11 protein-coding genes are annotated in these 15,896 nt (G+C 65.3%); 3 read left to right on the top strand and 8 right to left on the bottom strand.

Annotation, left to right across the window (positions count from 1 at the left end; translation table 11 throughout):
- Window positions 1–1,500, top strand: coding sequence for a phenylacetaldehyde dehydrogenase StyD (gene styD / locus ACZ9H4_RS08340; protein WP_476118734.1), 1,500 nt, complete (start codon window positions 1–3; stop codon window positions 1,498–1,500).
- Between the two features lie 164 nt (window positions 1,501–1,664).
- Here styD and ACZ9H4_RS08345 read toward each other — a convergent pair whose 3' ends face one another.
- The 6 genes from ACZ9H4_RS08345 to nirB all read right to left on the bottom strand — a co-directional run bounded on the left by ACZ9H4_RS08345 (window position 1,665) and on the right by nirB (window position 11,527).
- Complete coding sequence (locus ACZ9H4_RS08345; protein ID WP_408142257.1) at window positions 1,665–2,030, bottom strand: ArsR/SmtB family transcription factor; 366 nt, start codon at window positions 2,028–2,030, stop codon at window positions 1,665–1,667.
- Window positions 2,014–2,475, bottom strand: a complete 462-nt coding sequence (locus ACZ9H4_RS08350; RefSeq protein ID WP_408142259.1) for an SRPBCC family protein — start codon at window positions 2,473–2,475, stop codon at window positions 2,014–2,016. Before ACZ9H4_RS08350 ends, ACZ9H4_RS08345 begins: the two co-directional genes overlap by 17 nt.
- Before the next feature lie 304 nt (window positions 2,476–2,779).
- A complete protein-coding gene (locus ACZ9H4_RS08355; RefSeq protein ID WP_408142261.1) occupies window positions 2,780–4,147 on the bottom strand; it encodes an MFS transporter in 1,368 nt (455 codons plus the stop codon).
- A 197-nt stretch (window positions 4,148–4,344) separates the two neighbouring features.
- Entirely contained in the window at window positions 4,345–8,520 is a 4,176-nt protein-coding gene (locus tag ACZ9H4_RS08360; protein ID WP_476118735.1) for a molybdopterin-dependent oxidoreductase, read from the bottom strand.
- 46 nt (window positions 8,521–8,566) lie between these two features.
- A complete protein-coding gene (gene nirD / locus ACZ9H4_RS08365; RefSeq protein ID WP_476118736.1) occupies window positions 8,567–8,917 on the bottom strand; it encodes a nitrite reductase small subunit NirD in 351 nt (116 codons plus the stop codon).
- A gap of 45 nt (window positions 8,918–8,962) precedes the next feature.
- Window positions 8,963–11,527, bottom strand: coding sequence for a nitrite reductase large subunit NirB (gene nirB / locus ACZ9H4_RS08370; protein WP_476118737.1), 2,565 nt, complete (start codon window positions 11,525–11,527; stop codon window positions 8,963–8,965).
- A gap of 709 nt (window positions 11,528–12,236) precedes the next feature.
- On the opposite strand from nirB, the gene cobA reads away from it, so the two are divergent.
- On the top strand, window positions 12,237–13,028 hold the full coding sequence (gene cobA, locus ACZ9H4_RS08375; protein WP_476118738.1) for a uroporphyrinogen-III C-methyltransferase: 792 nt from the start codon (window positions 12,237–12,239) through the stop codon (window positions 13,026–13,028).
- A 49-nt stretch (window positions 13,029–13,077) separates the two neighbouring features.
- Here the strand turns inward: cobA and ACZ9H4_RS08380 are convergent, their stop codons facing one another.
- The gene (locus ACZ9H4_RS08380; protein ID WP_476118739.1) at window positions 13,078–14,286 is read right to left on the bottom strand and encodes a GAF domain-containing sensor histidine kinase; all 1,209 of its coding nucleotides are present in this window, start codon (window positions 14,284–14,286) and stop codon (window positions 13,078–13,080) included.
- Window positions 14,287–14,400: 114 nt separating this feature from the next.
- On the opposite strand from ACZ9H4_RS08380, the gene ACZ9H4_RS08385 reads away from it, so the two are divergent.
- Window positions 14,401–14,790, top strand: a complete 390-nt coding sequence (locus tag ACZ9H4_RS08385) for a response regulator (RefSeq protein WP_408324382.1) — start codon at window positions 14,401–14,403, stop codon at window positions 14,788–14,790.
- A 75-nt stretch (window positions 14,791–14,865) separates the two neighbouring features.
- Here ACZ9H4_RS08385 and ACZ9H4_RS08390 read toward each other — a convergent pair whose 3' ends face one another.
- Window positions 14,866–15,747: an MOSC domain-containing protein gene (locus ACZ9H4_RS08390; protein ID WP_408142276.1), complete on the bottom strand. Its 882-nt coding sequence runs from the start codon at window positions 15,745–15,747 to the stop codon at window positions 14,866–14,868.
- Between the last annotated feature and the right edge of the window lie 149 nt (window positions 15,748–15,896).

A 15,896-nucleotide genomic window follows, 5' to 3' on the forward strand; every position in this document is an offset into this window, starting at 1 on the left:
ATGCGCGAACACCACGAACACCACGAACACCATCAAGCAGCGGCGGCGTTGCCGCAGACCATGTTCATCAACGGCGAGAAAACCCGCAGCGCCGCAGGTAAAACCTTTCCGGTCTTCAATCCGGCTACGGCCGAAGAACTCGCGCAGATTCCCGATGCCTCGGACTCGGACATCGATCACGCGGTGAGAACCTCGAAAGCCGCGTTCGAATCCGATGCGTGGCGCAGAATGCCGCCGGCCGCGCGCGAGCGTCTGCTGCTCAAACTCGCCGACCTCGTCGAACAGCACACCGACGAACTCGCCGAGCTGGAAACGCTGAACCAGGGCAAGCTGATCGGCTTCTCGAAGATGCTCGAAGTGTCGGGCAGCGTTCAATGGCTGCGCTACATGGCTGGCTGGGCAACCAAAATCGAGGGCACCACCTTCGATCTGTCGATTCCGTTTCCGCCGGGCACGCGCTACAACGCGTCGACCCGCCGCGTGCCGGCCGGTGTCGTTGCCGCTATCGTGCCGTGGAATTTCCCGCTGCTGATGGCGGTGTGGAAAATCGCGCCGGCGCTCGCGTGCGGCTGCACCGTCGTGCTCAAGCCCGCGGAAGAAACGCCGCTGACCGCGATCCGCCTCGCCGAACTCGCGCATGAAGCGGGCTTCCCGCCGGGCGTGTTCAACGTGGTCACCGGCCGCGGCGAAACAGCTGGTGCGGCGTTGGTTAGGCATCCTCTGGTCAACAAGGTCACGTTCACGGGATCGACCGAGGTGGGCCGCATCATCGGCCGCCAATGTGCCGGCGATCTGAAGCGCGCGTCGCTGGAACTGGGCGGCAAGAGCCCGGTGATCGTGCTCGACGACTGCGACCCGCGCAAGGCGGTCGAAGGCGCGGCCGGTGCGATCTTCTTCAATCACGGGCAGGTGTGCACGGCGGGTTCGCGCCTCTATGTGGCGCGCTCGATCTACGATGAAGTCGTGCAAGGCGTCGCGGCGGTGGCCGACGGCATCGTACTCGGCTCGGGCTTCGATGCGGCGACGCAGATGGGACCGATGGTGTCCGCACGGCATCGCGACAAGGTGGTCGGCATGATCGCCCAAGGCAGGCAGGAAGGCGGCGAGATCCTGTCACGCGAGGCGCGCGTGGCCGGCGACGGCTACTTCGTGCGCCCGACCGTGATTGCCAACCGCGCGTGCAAGCCGCTGTCCGTCGTCACCGAAGAAGTGTTCGGGCCGGTGCTCGTCGCGATGCCTTATGACGATCTCGACGACGTGCTGGCGCAGGCGAACGCGTCCGAATACGGACTCGGTGCGAGCGTCTGGACCAATCAGCTCGACAAGGCACTGCGGCTCGTGGATGGGATCGAAGCAGGCACCGTATGGGTCAATACGCACAACATGGTCGACCCGGCGATGCCGTTCGGCGGCTTCAAGGCTTCGGGCATCGGTCGCGAACATGGCAAGGCGATCATCGACGCGTATACCGAGAGCAAGTCGGTTTGCATCGCGTATTGATCGGACATGGCCCGCGCACCGCTTCGTCTGCGTGGCGAATGCCATAGCGCAAACAGATGAAATGTCGGGACCTTGCGCCACCGCGCATCATGTCCCGGTCGAATATTTCGAACCGCGAAATGCCCGCGCCCACGCGGTGATACACCCGGCGCAGAGGAAGTCCCTCACCCCTCCACCATCGCCTTCAACCTCGACAATGCGTGATCCCACTGCTGCGAAATCGCATCGAGCGCGCGGCGCGCTTCGTCGAGATGGGCCGGCTCGAACGCCCACAGGCGCTCACGACCCACCTTCACGTCGCGCACGAGGCCCGCGTTCGCGAGCACCTGCAGATGCTGCGTGACCGACTGCCGCGTGATCTCCGTGCCCGCGGTCAGTTGCGCGATCGACATCGCACTGCCCGCACATAACACCGCGATCAGCCGCAGGCGCGTTTCGTCGCCGAGCGCCGCGAAAATCGGCGCGGAGTTCTTCAGCGCCGACGTTTTCAGACTCGCATTGGCCGACGTGGTCCTAGCCCTTGGCGACATGCTTTTCGATGTTGACCAGCTGATGATCCCACCCGCCGCTGTTCATGCGGAACGCCTCGTCGCGGCGCGCGGCCGGAATCCGGTCGAAGCCCGATTCGACGACACGCAGCAAGGTGCCCGCCTCGACCTCGCTCAACTCGAATACGACGAGCGTGGTCGGCTCCGACGAGTAGTCGACCGCAGCGTCGATCGCGGCCGGATGCCAGCGCCACGACAGATGATGCTCGGGCTCGACGCGCTCGATCAGCAGGTCGATCACGAGATGCTCATAGCCAGGGTAAGTCAGATTGGCTTGCACGGTCTGGCCGGCGATGAACTGCTTGCCGGCCAGATTCATGCCGAACCATGTGCCGAATTCCTCGGCATTGGATAGCGCACGCCAGACCCGCGAGCGCGGCGCCTTCAGCAGAATCTGCTTTTCGATGCGATCGGTCGATGTGTTCATATGCAGCCTCCTGACTGCATATTAGAAAGCCGCCGCGCAATATGCAAGGAGGTGACTGCGTATTTTTCAAGCGGATTGTCGTAGGATCTTCACGGTTCGTCGCGCTCCTTCTGCCCGTGAAGCAGCGTGCATCCGGCAAATTCATGAGCATGACCTGTGCGGCTGGATACGCCGGGCGTTTGCGCCGCGGCACTGCCGCGACGCGTGCGTCCCCATCCACGTCCACGCCCGGCGGCCGCCCTGTCTGAATCGTGAGAGCCCACGCGGCGCTCGGGCGCCGCCGCGTCCCGTCTTTCCCGTGGCATCACTCGGTGGCGTGGGCGTGCATCACACCGGCTTGCATCGACCACGCCATCCACGGACGGCGCAGCGCGACGATCGCGACAAACGCGCAGGCGGCCAGTGCGCCGAACGTCGCAAAGCCCATCTGATAGCTGCCCGTGCTTTCCTTGGCAATGCCCATCACGACCGGCAGATAGAAGCCACCGATACCGCCCGCCGCGCCGACGATGCCCGACATCAGACCCGTGCGGCCCGCCCAGCGATGCGGCACCAACTGGAAGGTCGCACCGTTGCCGAGACCAAAGGCCACGTACAGGCACAACAGCAGCGCGATGCCGCCGGAGAGCGAAGGCATCGCCGCGGCAAACACGAAGTCGCACAACGAAATGATAGCCAGCAGCACGGTCAACGCGCGCACGCCGGACACCTTGTCGGCGATCAGCCCGCCGAGCGGCCGCACCATGGCGCCGGTGGCGGCGAGCAACGCCATGAACAGACCGGCGTCGATCTTCGACAACTGATACAGGTTGGTGAGCAGCAGCGACACATACGAGGACATGCCGACGAAACCGCCGAACGTGATGCTGTACACGAGCATGATGACCCACGTATCGCGTTCGCCGAGCACCGAGCGATAGCGTTTCGGCAGCACGGAGATCGCGAGCAGCGCGCCGATCACCGGCAACAGCAGCACACCGGTCTTGCCCGCACCGAACAGCCCGGCTTCGACCAGCAGCACCAGCACGATCAAGCCGCCCAGCGTCACCGCGAAGCTGCCAAATGCGCGCAGCACGCTGCCGGATTTCACCCCCGCGTCGTTGGCCCAGAAATACAGCGTGATCGCGGCAATCGCGAGCAGCGGCAGTGCACCGCCGGCGGCCATCTGCCAACCGTAGTGCGTCGCCAGTTGCGGGAACAGGAAGCCGTCGAGCACCGCGCCGATATTGCCGGCCGCGGCGAGGCCCAGCACCAGGCCCTGTACTTTCGGCGGATAGTTGCTGCCGGCCATCGGCAGCGCCACCGCGAAGCTCGCACCGCCGACGCCGAGGAACACGCCGAGCACGAGCAGCATTTCGTACGACGGCACGGACTGCAGCAGCGGCAGCACGATGGTCGGCACCGCCGACAGCAGCACGCCCATCAACGCAATGCGCTTGCCATGCGCCGATTGATACAGATTGCCGAGCGTCACGCGCAGAATCGCCGCCGACAGCACCGGCACCGCAACCAGCAAGCCCTGTTGCGCGGGCGTCATCGCAATGCTCTTGCTGATGAACGGCGCGAGCGGTCCATACAGCACCCACACGGTAAAGCCGGTGTCGAAATAGAGAAAACACGCCACCAGCGCGCGCCAGTCTCCGCTCTTAAGGGAGCTCATCACGTTGTTCATCAGGCATCCTCATAAAACTGATTTTTCGACTATCCGGCAACGGCGTCGCTCGCCATGCACCAGCCAGTCACACTATTGAAAACCGATCTGAACATGCAACGTCCATGCCATCCGGGTCCGTCTTCTAAAACTTTCCTGCTTACTTTTCCTGAAACCTTGCGCGCCTGGTCGACCCCGCGTCGGTGCAGTGCGCAGGTTCAATAAACGTCGCGTGCATAGCGCTTTTCGCGCGCGAGACGGCTTACGTATTCAGCCGCCTTCTCGTCGCTCATGCCGCCGTGCGTGGCGACCACCTCCTTGAGCGCCGCATCCACATCGCGCGCCATCCGGTTCGCGTCGCCGCACACGTAGAAATGCGCACCGTCTTCGAGCCAGGCCCACAGTTGCGCACCTTGCTCGCGCATGCGGTCCTGCACATAGATCTTGTCGGCCTGATCGCGCGAGAACGCGAGGTCGAGCCGGGTCAGCACGCCGCTGTCGCGCATCGCTTCGAGTTCGTCGCGATAGTAGAAATCGGTGGCCGCATGCTGCTCGCCGAAGAACAGCCAGTTGCGGCCCTTGTCGCCACGTGCGCGGCGCTCGTGCAGGAAGCCGCGAAACGGTGCGATGCCGGTGCCGGGGCCGACCATGATCATCGGCGTGCCGGCGCTGTGAGGCGGACGAAAATGCGCTGACTTCTGCACGAATACAGGCACGTCGGTCTCGCTCGCGCGGTCGGCGAGAAAGGTCGACGACACGCCCTTGCGATGACGCCGCGCGTTGTTGTAACGCACCGCCGAAACGGTCAGATGCACTTCGCCCGGATGCGCTTTCGGGCTCGAAGCGATCGAGTACAGACGCGGTTGCAAACGCTTGAGCATGCCGGTCAATTCGGCGGCCGAAAGGCTCACTGGAAATTCGTGCAGCACGTCGGCAAGCTGCTGACCCCACAACCATTGCTTCAGATCCGCCTTGCGTTCGAGCGTCAGCAGATCGCGCAGCGCGCCGTTGCTGCTGCGCGCGGCGATGAACGCGAGCGCGTCCGCCCCCGGCCGCGCGATTTCGTAGTGCTTGCCGAGCGCATCGGCAAGCCGCATGTCGCCCGCGCCCGCCACGTTCACCGGCGCATCCGCGCTCAGGCCGCTCAGCGTGAGTAATTCGTCGACCAGTTCGGGGCAGTTGCTCGGCCAGACGCCGAGCGCATCGCCCGCTTCGTATTCGAGGCCCGAATCGCTGGTATTCAGTGAGAAATAACGCGTGTCCTTCGCCGCGCCCTGGCGGTTCAGGCGCAGATTGCTGACGAGCCGCGACGCGGCCGGGCGCGCTTTGGTCGGCACCGCGCCGGGCACCACCGCGTTGATCATGCCGCCCGGCGGCACCGCATGCAGCGCCGCGTCTTCTTCGTTGATGCGCACGATGATGCGTTCGAGCCACGCATCGGCGCTCTGCTGATGTTCGCCGTCGCAATCCACGCGGTCCATCAGACGAAGCGCGCCTTGCGCGGCGAGGCGTTCGTCGAGACGGCGGCCGTATCCGCAGAACTGATCGTAGTTGCGGTCGCCGAGCGCGAGCACCGCGAAGCGCACGCCGTCCAGACGCGGCGCGTCGCCAGCGCTCAATTGCGTCCAGAAGCTCTGCGCGTTATCGGGCGGATCGCCGTCGCCGAACGTGCTCGTCATCAGCAACACGTATTGCGCCTTGGCAAGGGCCGAGACCGGATAGTCCGCCATGCACGCGGTGCGAATTTCGAAGCGCGACTCCATCAGACGCGTCGCATAGCGCTCGGTCAGCGATTCGGTGTTGCCGGTTTGCGAAGCCCACAGCAAGGTCACCTTCGGACGCACGCGCACGATCCGTACGCCGGATGCCTGCGCCGAGGCGGTATCCGCTTGTGCAGACGTGAGTGCCGATACGGCCGCAGGCACCGCTGCGCTGCGGCTGTAGAGACCGGCCAGCAGACCGTCCACGTGAAGGCGGTTGGCCGTCTCGAACGGTGCGCTGCGCGGCAGAACCGGCACGCTGTCGATCCCCTGCGCTTCGGCCGAACGCAGGCCGCTGACGAAGCCAGCCAGATAGGCGCGCTCGGCGTCGCTCAGCGACGGCGCGGGCGCCGGCGGCAATTGCAGAAGGCTGGTGAGTGCATCGATACGGGGCATGTCCTGATCCTTGATGCTGGCGGTAACGGCAACCTCGTCGGCGGGTACTTCGTCATGGTCTTGCGCAACCGGCTCGACGGCATCGAGCGGCACCGGACTCAGCGCGACCGCGCAGAACTTCAGTTCGGGCTGCTGAGAAACTGGATCGATCGCGTCGCTCGTCACCGCGTTGATGCACAGGTCGTCGCCGAATACATCGTTCCAGTGCATCGGCGCGAAGCAGTTGCCCTCGCTCACGCGTTCGGTGACGACCGCAGGCAGCACCGCGCGGCCACGGCGCGAACGGATCTCGACCGGGTCGTTAGCCTTGATGCCGAGCGTGGCGGCGTCTTCGGGATGAATCTCGACGAACGGCCCCGGGTTCAGCTTGTTGAGCATCGCGACCTTGCCGGTCTTGGTCATGGTGTGCCACTGATGCTGCAGGCGGCCCGTGTTCAGCACGATCGGGAATTCGCGGTCGGGCAATTCGGCGGGAGCCGCATAAGCGCGGGCGAAAAACATCGCCTTGCCGCTCGCGGTCGGAAACACGAGCCGCGGACGGCTGCCGTCGGGCAGCTCCTTCAGTGTCTGGCTCACGCCGTCGTTGAGGTAGCGAACCGGATTGCGCCCGGCCGAACCGGCGGACGCCAGCGGCCATTGCAACGGCGTTTCCTTCAGGCGGCGATGGCTCGCACCCCGCAGGTCATAGCCGGTTTTCGGATTCGACGCGCGCGTGATCTCGGCGAACACCTCGTCGGCGCTCGCGTAGCCGAACGCGTCGGCAAAGCCCATTTCACATGCGACGCGCGCGATGATCTGCCAGTCGGGCAACGCGGCGCCGGGCGGCTCGATGCCCTTTTGCATCAGCGTGAGGTTGCGCTCGGAGTTGATCATCACGCCTTCGGCTTCGGCCCACAGCGCGCCGGGCAACAACACGTCGGCGTAGCGGTTGGTCTCGGTGTCGAGGAACGCGTCCTGCGCGATCACGAGTTCCGCCGCGCGCAAACCGGCGATGGCGTTCTGGCGGTTGGCGACGCTCGCCACCGGATTCGTGCAGATGATCCAGCACGCCTTGATCTCGCCCGCGGCCATGCGCGCGAACATGTCGATCGTGCCGTTGCCGACTTCCGTCTTCAGCGTGCCGGGCGCAATGCCCCACAGGTCTTCGACGAACGCGCGGTCCGCGTCGACCAGCACCGAACGCTGGCCCGGCAAACCGGGCCCCATGTAGCCCATTTCGCGGCCGCCCATCGCATTCGGCTGGCCCGTCAGCGAAAACGGCCCGCTGCCGCGCCGGCAGATCGTGCCGGTCGCCAGATGCAGGTTGCAGATCGCGTTGGTGTGCCACGTGCCGTGCGTGCTTTGATTCAGGCCCATGGTCCAGCAGCTGATCCACTCCTTCGCGGTGCCGATCATCTGGGCAGCGCGGCGGATGTCGTCGGCGGCGAGGCCCGTGATGTCGGCCACCCGCTCGGGTGTGTAGTCAGCGAGAAACGCGGGCAGCGCGTCCCAGCCTTCGGTGGCCTCGGCGATGAAAGCGGCATCCGTCTGCCCGTTTTCGTGCAGCAGATGCAACAGGCCGTTGAGCAGTGCGAGGTCGGTGCCGGGTTTGATCTGCAGGAACAGATCGGCCTTGTCCGCGGTCGCGTTGCGGCGCGGGTCGACCACGATCAGTTTCGCGCCGGCCTTCACGCGGTCCATCATGCGCAGGAACAGAATCGGATGACAGTCGGCCATATTCGCGCCGATCACGAAGAACAGGTCGGCGTGGTCGATGTCCTCGTACGACCCCGGCGGGCCGTCCGCGCCCAGCGAGAGCTTGTAGCCGCTGCCCGCGCTCGCCATGCACAGGCGCGAATTCGATTCGATGTTGTTGGTGCCGACAAAACCCTTCGCGAGCTTGTTGACGAGGTACTGCGCCTCGATCGACATCTGACCGGACACGTAGAACGACAACGCGTCCGGTCCGTGTTCGTCGAGCAGGCCTCGCAAACGCGCGGCGGTGGTGCTGATCGCCTGGGCCATCGGCAGCGGCACCGGGTCTTCGTCGCGTGCATGACGAACGAACGCGCTTTCCAGACGACCGGACTTGCGCAACGCGACATGCGCGGACTGCCCCTTCGTGCACAGCCGTCCGAAGTTCGACGGATGCTCCTTGTCGCCGGAGATCTTCACGACCTGGCCGCCCTCGACGTGCAGCACCATTCCGCAGCCGACGCCGCAGTAGGGGCAAACCGTTTTTACGCTAGTGGAGGACATGGCGGGCTGCATCGTTCGAAGAAGGCGTTGGCGGAAATTCAATGGCTTAAACAGCGACCCACACGTGGCCGTCTTCCAGGCGGGTAGCGAACGCACCGACGGAATACGACGGGGTCTCCAGGCATTCGCCCGTGCGCAGATCGAAGTGATGCTTGTAGATCGGCGAGGCGACCACGACGCGCTCGCCGAGACTGCCGATCAGGCCGCGCGAGAGCACCGCCGCCTGCGAGCCCGGATCGAAGTTCTCGATCGCGTACACCGTGTTGGCGCCGCCCTCGTCCACGTGGAAAACCGCCACCTGTTCTCCGTTGACCAGCGCGCAGACGCCCGTGTTGGGCACGATGTCGTCGAGCGGGCAGATGGCGGTCCAGGGGCGTGGTACGCGATCGTTGTTCATGGCGAAAGTCCTCGCTAGGTGAGCAATGAGTGGTACTGCAAAAAGTCAGACGGTCTCGACGACCACGGGAATCGCCGCCAATGCCGCTTGCCGCTCGACGGGCGTCGCCGGGCGGATCTGCCCGCGCTCCTCGACGAAGCGCACGTTGCTGTCGGGCTCGCCGCTGTTGACGAAATGACGGAAGCGCTTGCGCGTGGCGGGATCGGTGACGGCCTTCTTCCATTCGCACTCGTAGGTGTCGATCACGTGGCGCATCTCCGCTTCGAGTTCGGCGGCCACTTCCAGGCGATCGTTGATCACCACGTCGATCAGATAGTCCAGCCCGCCTTCGAGGTTGTCGCGCCAGACGCTGGTGCGTTGCAGACGGTCGGCGGTGCGCACGTAGAACATCAGGAAGCGGTCGATGTAGCGGATCAGCGTGTCCTTATCGAGGTCCGACGCGAGCAGTTCGGCATGACGCGGTTTCATGCCGCCGTTGCCGCACACGTAGAGATTCCAGCCCTTCTCGGTAGCGATGACGCCGACGTCCTTGCCCTGTGCTTCCGCGCATTCGCGCGTGCAGCCCGATACGCCGAACTTGATCTTGTGCGGCGTGCGCAGGCCCTTGTAGCGGTTTTCGAGTTCGACCGCGAGGCCCACCGAATCGCCGACGCCGTAGCGGCACCATGTCGAACCGACGCACGACTTCACCGTGCGCAGCGACTTGCCGTACGCGTGGCCGGATTCGAAGCCCGCCGCGATCAGCTCTTCCCAGATGAGCGGCAGTTGTTCGACACGCGCGCCGAACAGATCGACCCGCTGACCGCCCGTGATCTTGGTGTAGAGGCCGTATTTCTTCGCGATCTGGCCGACCGCGATCAGGCCGTCGGGCGTCACTTCACCGCCCGCCATGCGCGGCACGACCGAGTACGTGCCGTCGCGTTGAATGTTGGCGAGGTAGTAGTCGTTGGTGTCCTGCAGCGACGCGTGCTCTTTCTTCAGCACGAAATCATTCCAGCACGACGCGAGAATGCTCGCCACCACCGGCTTGCAGATATCGCAGCCGAGGCCATGCCCGTGCTTCGCAAGCAGTTCGCCGAAGCTGCGCACGCCCTCGACACGCACGATGTGATACAGCTCCTGACGCGAATACGCGAAGTGCTCGCAGACGTGGTTGTTGACCGCGAGCCCCTGCTTCTTCATCTCGGCCTTCATCACCTGCGTGACGAGCGGCACGCAACCGCCGCACGAGGTGCCCGCGCCGGTCGCGCATTTGAGCGCGCCGATGTCGGTCGCGCCCGCGCAAACGGCCGCGCACAGATCGCCCTTCGAGACGTTGTTGCACGAGCAGATTTGCGCGGCGGCGGGCAAGGCCTCGACGCCGAGCGCGGGCTTCGCGTTGCCGTCCGCTTGCGGCAGGATCAGGAATTCAGGCGCTTCCGGCAGTTCGATGCGGTTCAACATCATCTGCAGCAACGTGCCGTATTCGCTCGCGTCGCCCACCATCACGCCGCCCAGCAGATACTTGCCGCATTCGGACACCACGAGCTTCTTGTAGACCTGCTTGCGTTCGTCGCTGAACTGGTAGGAACGGCTGCCCGGCGTATTGCCATGCGCGTCACCGATGCTCGCCACGTCGACGCCCATTAGCTTGAGCTTGGTGCTCAAGTCGGCGCCGGCGAATTCGGCCGTGGGCCCGGCTGCGGGTTCGGCTGAACCTGCGAGCAATTGCTTCGCGACCGTGCGCGCCATGTCGTAACCCGGCGCGACGAGACCGAACAACTGGCCGTTCCACAGCGCGCATTCGCCGATCGCATAGATGTGCGGGTCGCTGGTGCGGCACGCGTTGTCGATCACGATGCCGCCGCGCGCGCCGAGCGTCAGGCCGCATTCGCGCGCGAGGTCATCGCGCGGACGGATGCCTGCGGAGAACACGATCATGTCGGTGTCGAGATGGCTGCCGTCCGCGAACTGCATGCGGTGCGTGCCCGTTTCGCCGTCCACGATCACCGAGGTGTTCTTCTGCGTGTGAACCGTCACGCCGAGTGCTTCGATTTTGGTGCGCAACACGCGGCCACCGCCCTCGTCCACTTGCACGGCCATCAGGCGCGGGGCGAATTCGACCACGTGCGTTTGCAGGCCCATGTCGCGCAGCGCCTTCGCGCATTCGAGACCCAGCAGGCCACCGCCAACCACCGTGCCGGTTTTCGAACGCGTGCCGCATTCCTGCATCGCTTCGAGGTCGTCGATGGTTCGGTACACGAAACAATCGGCGCGCTTGCGGCCAGGCACCGGCGGCACGAACGGATAGGAGCCCGTGGCGAACACGAGCTTGTCGTACGGCAGCGTCTCGCCGGTCGAGACCGTCACGGTGCGCGCATCGCGGTCGACCGCCACCGCCTTCGCGTTCAGCTTGAGCATCACGTTCTGGCGCTCGAAGAACCCCGGTGCGACGAGCGACAGGTCGTCCGCGTTCTTGCCCGCGAAGAATTCGGACAGATGCACGCGATCGTAGGCCGGCCGCGATTCCTCGCACAGGACCGTGATGTCGAGACCGTGCGCGGCATCTTGCGCCAGGCTCTCGACCAGTTTGTGGCCGACCATCCCGTGACCGATAACGATGATTTTCATGAGCGCGGTGTCCTCAATGTGCTGAGCGTCGGGCGTCGCCGTCTGCATCGGGCGAAGCGATTGCGAAAATAAAAACGGCGTCCCGCGAATCCAGTCGATGACTGAATCCGGGGGACGCCGTTGTCCTGATCGGTCCTGCAGGCGAATGCTCTGTGTTGCGCTCGCGCCGGATCGTCGTTGATCCGATGACGACGCTTAATGCAAAGCCCATGCCAATCGTGCGAAATGCGCCGGAAAAGGCCGTCGTGCAGGGCTCGACGGCATATGGAAGGGCGTGACAGCGAGCCCGGCGCGCGGCGCGTTTTGATGCGCAGAGGCACATGGATGGTGCGACGCAGCACCTTGTGCGTGCGGGAGCGGGGCACGTGCGCGGTGCGCTCACGGCGCTTTTTCAGCGCGGCGGGCAAGACGTGGTGTGGGATCGGGCGAGCAACCTGCCTGTCTGGCGCAGTCCTTGCGTTGACCGTTGCGAAGTCATTGCGGCGACGCAGTCGCAATGAGAAGACGAAGCGCAGTGGCGTGCTTCGTTTTGCATGCGCTGGACCCGAACCGGATTTGAACCCGGCTCGAACCGGCGACGAAAACAGATCGCAGTAACGGACAACGGCGTCCCCTCGTGAACATCACGAGCGGACGCCGTTTTTATTTGACGCCGACGGTACGTTCACCGCCGGCGGAGCCACCAGGACAGAAAGCTAAGGATACCGTGATGAATACGAACACCGGCAAAGTCACGCTATTGAGCGCCGGCCCGGGCGACCTCGACCTGCTCACGCTCAAAGCCGCCAAGGCGCTCGCGGCCGCCGACGTCGTGCTGCTCGACGATCTCGCGAATTCGGGAATCGCGACGCTCGCGCCGCAAGCTCGCGTGATTCGCGTCGGCAAGCGCGGCGGCTGCCGCTCGACGCCGCAAGCGTTCATCGAACGCCTGATGCGGCGCTACGCGCTCAAGGGCTTGCACGTGGTGCGGGTCAAAGGCGGCGAAGCGCTGCTGTTCGGCCGCGCCGGCGAGGAACTGGCGGGGTTGCGCGGCGCAGGCATCGCGGTGGAGATCATCAACGGCATCTCGTCGGGCTTTGCGGCCGCGGCGGGCCTCGGCATTTCGCTCACGCATCGGCGTCACTGCCACGGTGTGAGCTTCGTCACCGCCCATACGGAGGATCACGGCGAACCGGATTGGGCCGCGCTCGCCGCGACCCGCACGACGCTGGCGATCTATATGGGAATGCGGCGTATCGCCAGCATCGCGAGCGCGTTGCTGGCGAGTCTGCCCGCCGATACCCCCGCTGCGGTCGTGCAATGGGCGGGCGGTGTCGACGAGCGGCGGCTGGTGACGCGGCTCGACCGCCTCGCCACCGACGCGACGAGTGCGGGCTTCGCCAGTCCGGCGGTGATTCTGGTGGGCGCCGCCATCGGCGAGAGCGTGGAGCGCGTGTGGGTCGAAGGTGAGCCCATGCAAGGCGAGCCGCTCGCGCACGAGGTCATCGCGCATGCCGCGTGAAGCCACGCGCGAGCCGCCTCGACGCCCCCGGCGTCATACCTTCACACCTTCATACCCCGATAGGCAGTCTCGCGACAAAACACGTGCCCTCTTCTACCGACGAGCTGACCTCCAGCGTGCCGCCATGCGCGAGCACGATCTGCCTGCAGATATAAAGGCCCAGCCCCAGACCGCCGCCGGGCTTGCTGGTGGGCGGCCGCCAGTAAGGCTCAAAGACCTTGCTCAAGGTATCCGGCGCGATCGCGTTGCCGCCGTTCGTGACGCTGAGCACCAGCTCCGCCTGCTCGACGTGCGCCCACACCCGCACCGGAAAGTCCGGCGCGCCATGCGTCATCGCGTTGCCGAGCAGGTTCGACAGCAACTGCTGCACACGCGCACGGTCGCAGCGCACCGGTAGGTCGAGGGCGATATCGTCGGCGAGGATTCGCTCCGGATTGGCCATGCGCACCTCGGCGATCACCACGCGCAACGCGGCGGCCAGATCGTCGACCGCGTCGATCGACACACCGATGCCGGAGCCGAGCCGGCCGCGCGCGAAGTCCATCACGTCGTCGATCAGGCGCGCCATGCGCGACGTGGTGGTTTTCAAACGCTGGCCGATGCTCACGAGATCGGGCTCGTTGCCGCGCAGCGACAGCAACTCGGCCGTCGCGCTGATCGCCGAGAGCGGATTGCGCAGGTCATGCCCGAGCACGGCGATGAACTGCTCGCGCAGGCCGGCGGTTTCCCGCTCGCGCGACAGCTCCGCTTCGGCCGCCTGCTGGCGTCCTTCGGCGGCGAGCTGGGTCGCGATCAGCTCGGCGAACACTTCGAACATGCCGAGCGTGCGCGGGTTCGAGGGTTCGGCCGGCGCCGGACCGATCGCGCAGAGATTACCGAAGTAGCTGCCGTCGGGAAGAATGATCGGCACGGAAATATAGCTGCCGAGCTTGTAGATTCGCGCAGTGTGATGGCCGCGATAGACCGGATCGTTGTCGAAATCGTCGATCACGATCGACGCGCGCGCGGCGCGCGATTCGAAACACAGCGTGGTGTGCAGATCGAGCTGGCCGCCGGCCGCGAGCCCGAAGTTCAGTTCGTCCCGAACCGCGCAGGCGGTCCACGCGTGTTCCGTGACCCGGGCCACGGCCGCAAAGCCCATCCCGGTGTGCTTGCAGATCAGGCGCAGGATGGACGGCACGGCGTCGATGCGCTGGACCGCCTCGATGTCGCGTGCAAGGCCGGCGTCGAGGCCGGTTCCGAACGGTAATTTATTCATAGACCGGCGCAGCCGGAGTTCCTTGCGTAGATGGCCTGAAAACCGAAATGGCGACGCCAGATTCTAGCGGGACTTCAAATTGCTCACTGGTTGATACCCACCAGGAGAAGCCGGATGTCCCTTCGCCACAGCGCCCGCCTGCTGATCGCCGACGACGACGCGGATCTGCTCGCCGCCTACGCGCTCTATTTCAGTGCGCATGGCTTCGACATCCGCACCGCGCACAACGGCCTCGATGCGCTCGCCGAGTACTGCGCGTGGCACCCGCAAGCCGCGCTGCTCGACGTCGAGATGCCGCGGCTCGACGGCCGCGCGGTGGCGCGGCGCATCCGCTACGTGGCTGACACGCCGGCGCCGACGCTGGTCGCTGTCAGCGGTCTCGAACAGACGGAGGAAAAGAGCGAGTCGCTGCGTTCGGGGTTCAATCATCACTTCGTCAAACCGGCGCCGATGGATGTGATTCTCGCGGCGTTGACGAAGCGTTTCAGACGAACCGGCGATTGAACCGGGGCGGCATGCGCCGGGGTGACGGTGTGGGTACTGCCGTTGCCCGAGCGGCCTGCCCGCACAGCGCGTGAATCAATCGCCGAAGGCCAGTTCCGCTTCGACCGTTTGCCCGACCCGCAGCCACGCGCCGGCCCCGCTCGCGACCAGCGCGTTGTTGCCGAACGTGATCGCGCCGTCACGCTGCGGCTGGGCCCGGTAGACGCTCATCGTGTCGCTCGGTTCGTTCGGCCAGTCGGGGTTGGGCGCGCCCTTCGCCTGGTCGATGGTCGGCATCGGGCAGCGTGCGCACAGCTTGACCAGTTGCAGTTGCACGGGCGGCTCGGCATCGGTATCGCTCGCGATGCTCAGCGTTTCGACATAGTCCTCTTCGTATGCGTCGAGCCCCGTCAGCACGAGATTCGGACGGAAGCGGTCAATTGGCACGGCCGGCGCGCCCTTGCCGGTGAGACGCGTGTTCAGATCGTCGAGCGAAGCCTGGCCGATCACCAGCAGCGGGAAACCGTCGGCGAACAGCGTCGTGGCGCCGCCGGTGCTGTCGGTGTAGTCGGGGTCGACCGTCCGCTCGCGCTCGGGATTGAAGCGCAGGAGCCGCGCCGGCATGCCGAGAAACTCGGAGAACCAGGCCGCGCTCGCATCGCCGGTATCGATGCCGTAGGCGGCGTCGTGCCAGACCTTCGTCTCGACTTTGCGCGACGCGTCGAGCCGCGCGGCGTCCAGCGGCGTGCGCAGCTCGCTCATGCCGGGCGCGCGCAGCACCAGTTCCTCTGCACCGAGTTCGGTCTTGATGAGTGCCATGCGCGGATACGCGCGCTGCGTGAACATCGCGCCGTCCGGATCGGTGACCATCCAGCTTCGATCGTATTCAAGGCCGGTCGCGAAGAGGCGCGCTTCGCGCAGCGCAATTCCCGCGCAGGATTTGACCGGATAGATGAACAGTTCGCTGATTGTAGGCATGGTGTAGGGGACGTGTAGTGCGCACGGGGCCTGTGCGCAAGGCTCGATTGTAAAGCCCCTTGCTCGCAGGCTTCCAGTCGGCGTGCGGCGTGCGTCGGCCGCTGGGTTTGCAGTTCGATGCGCCGTGGCTTCGCGCACACCTTTCTGGA

This window comes from Paraburkholderia sp. TE9906 (assembly GCF_056279605.1).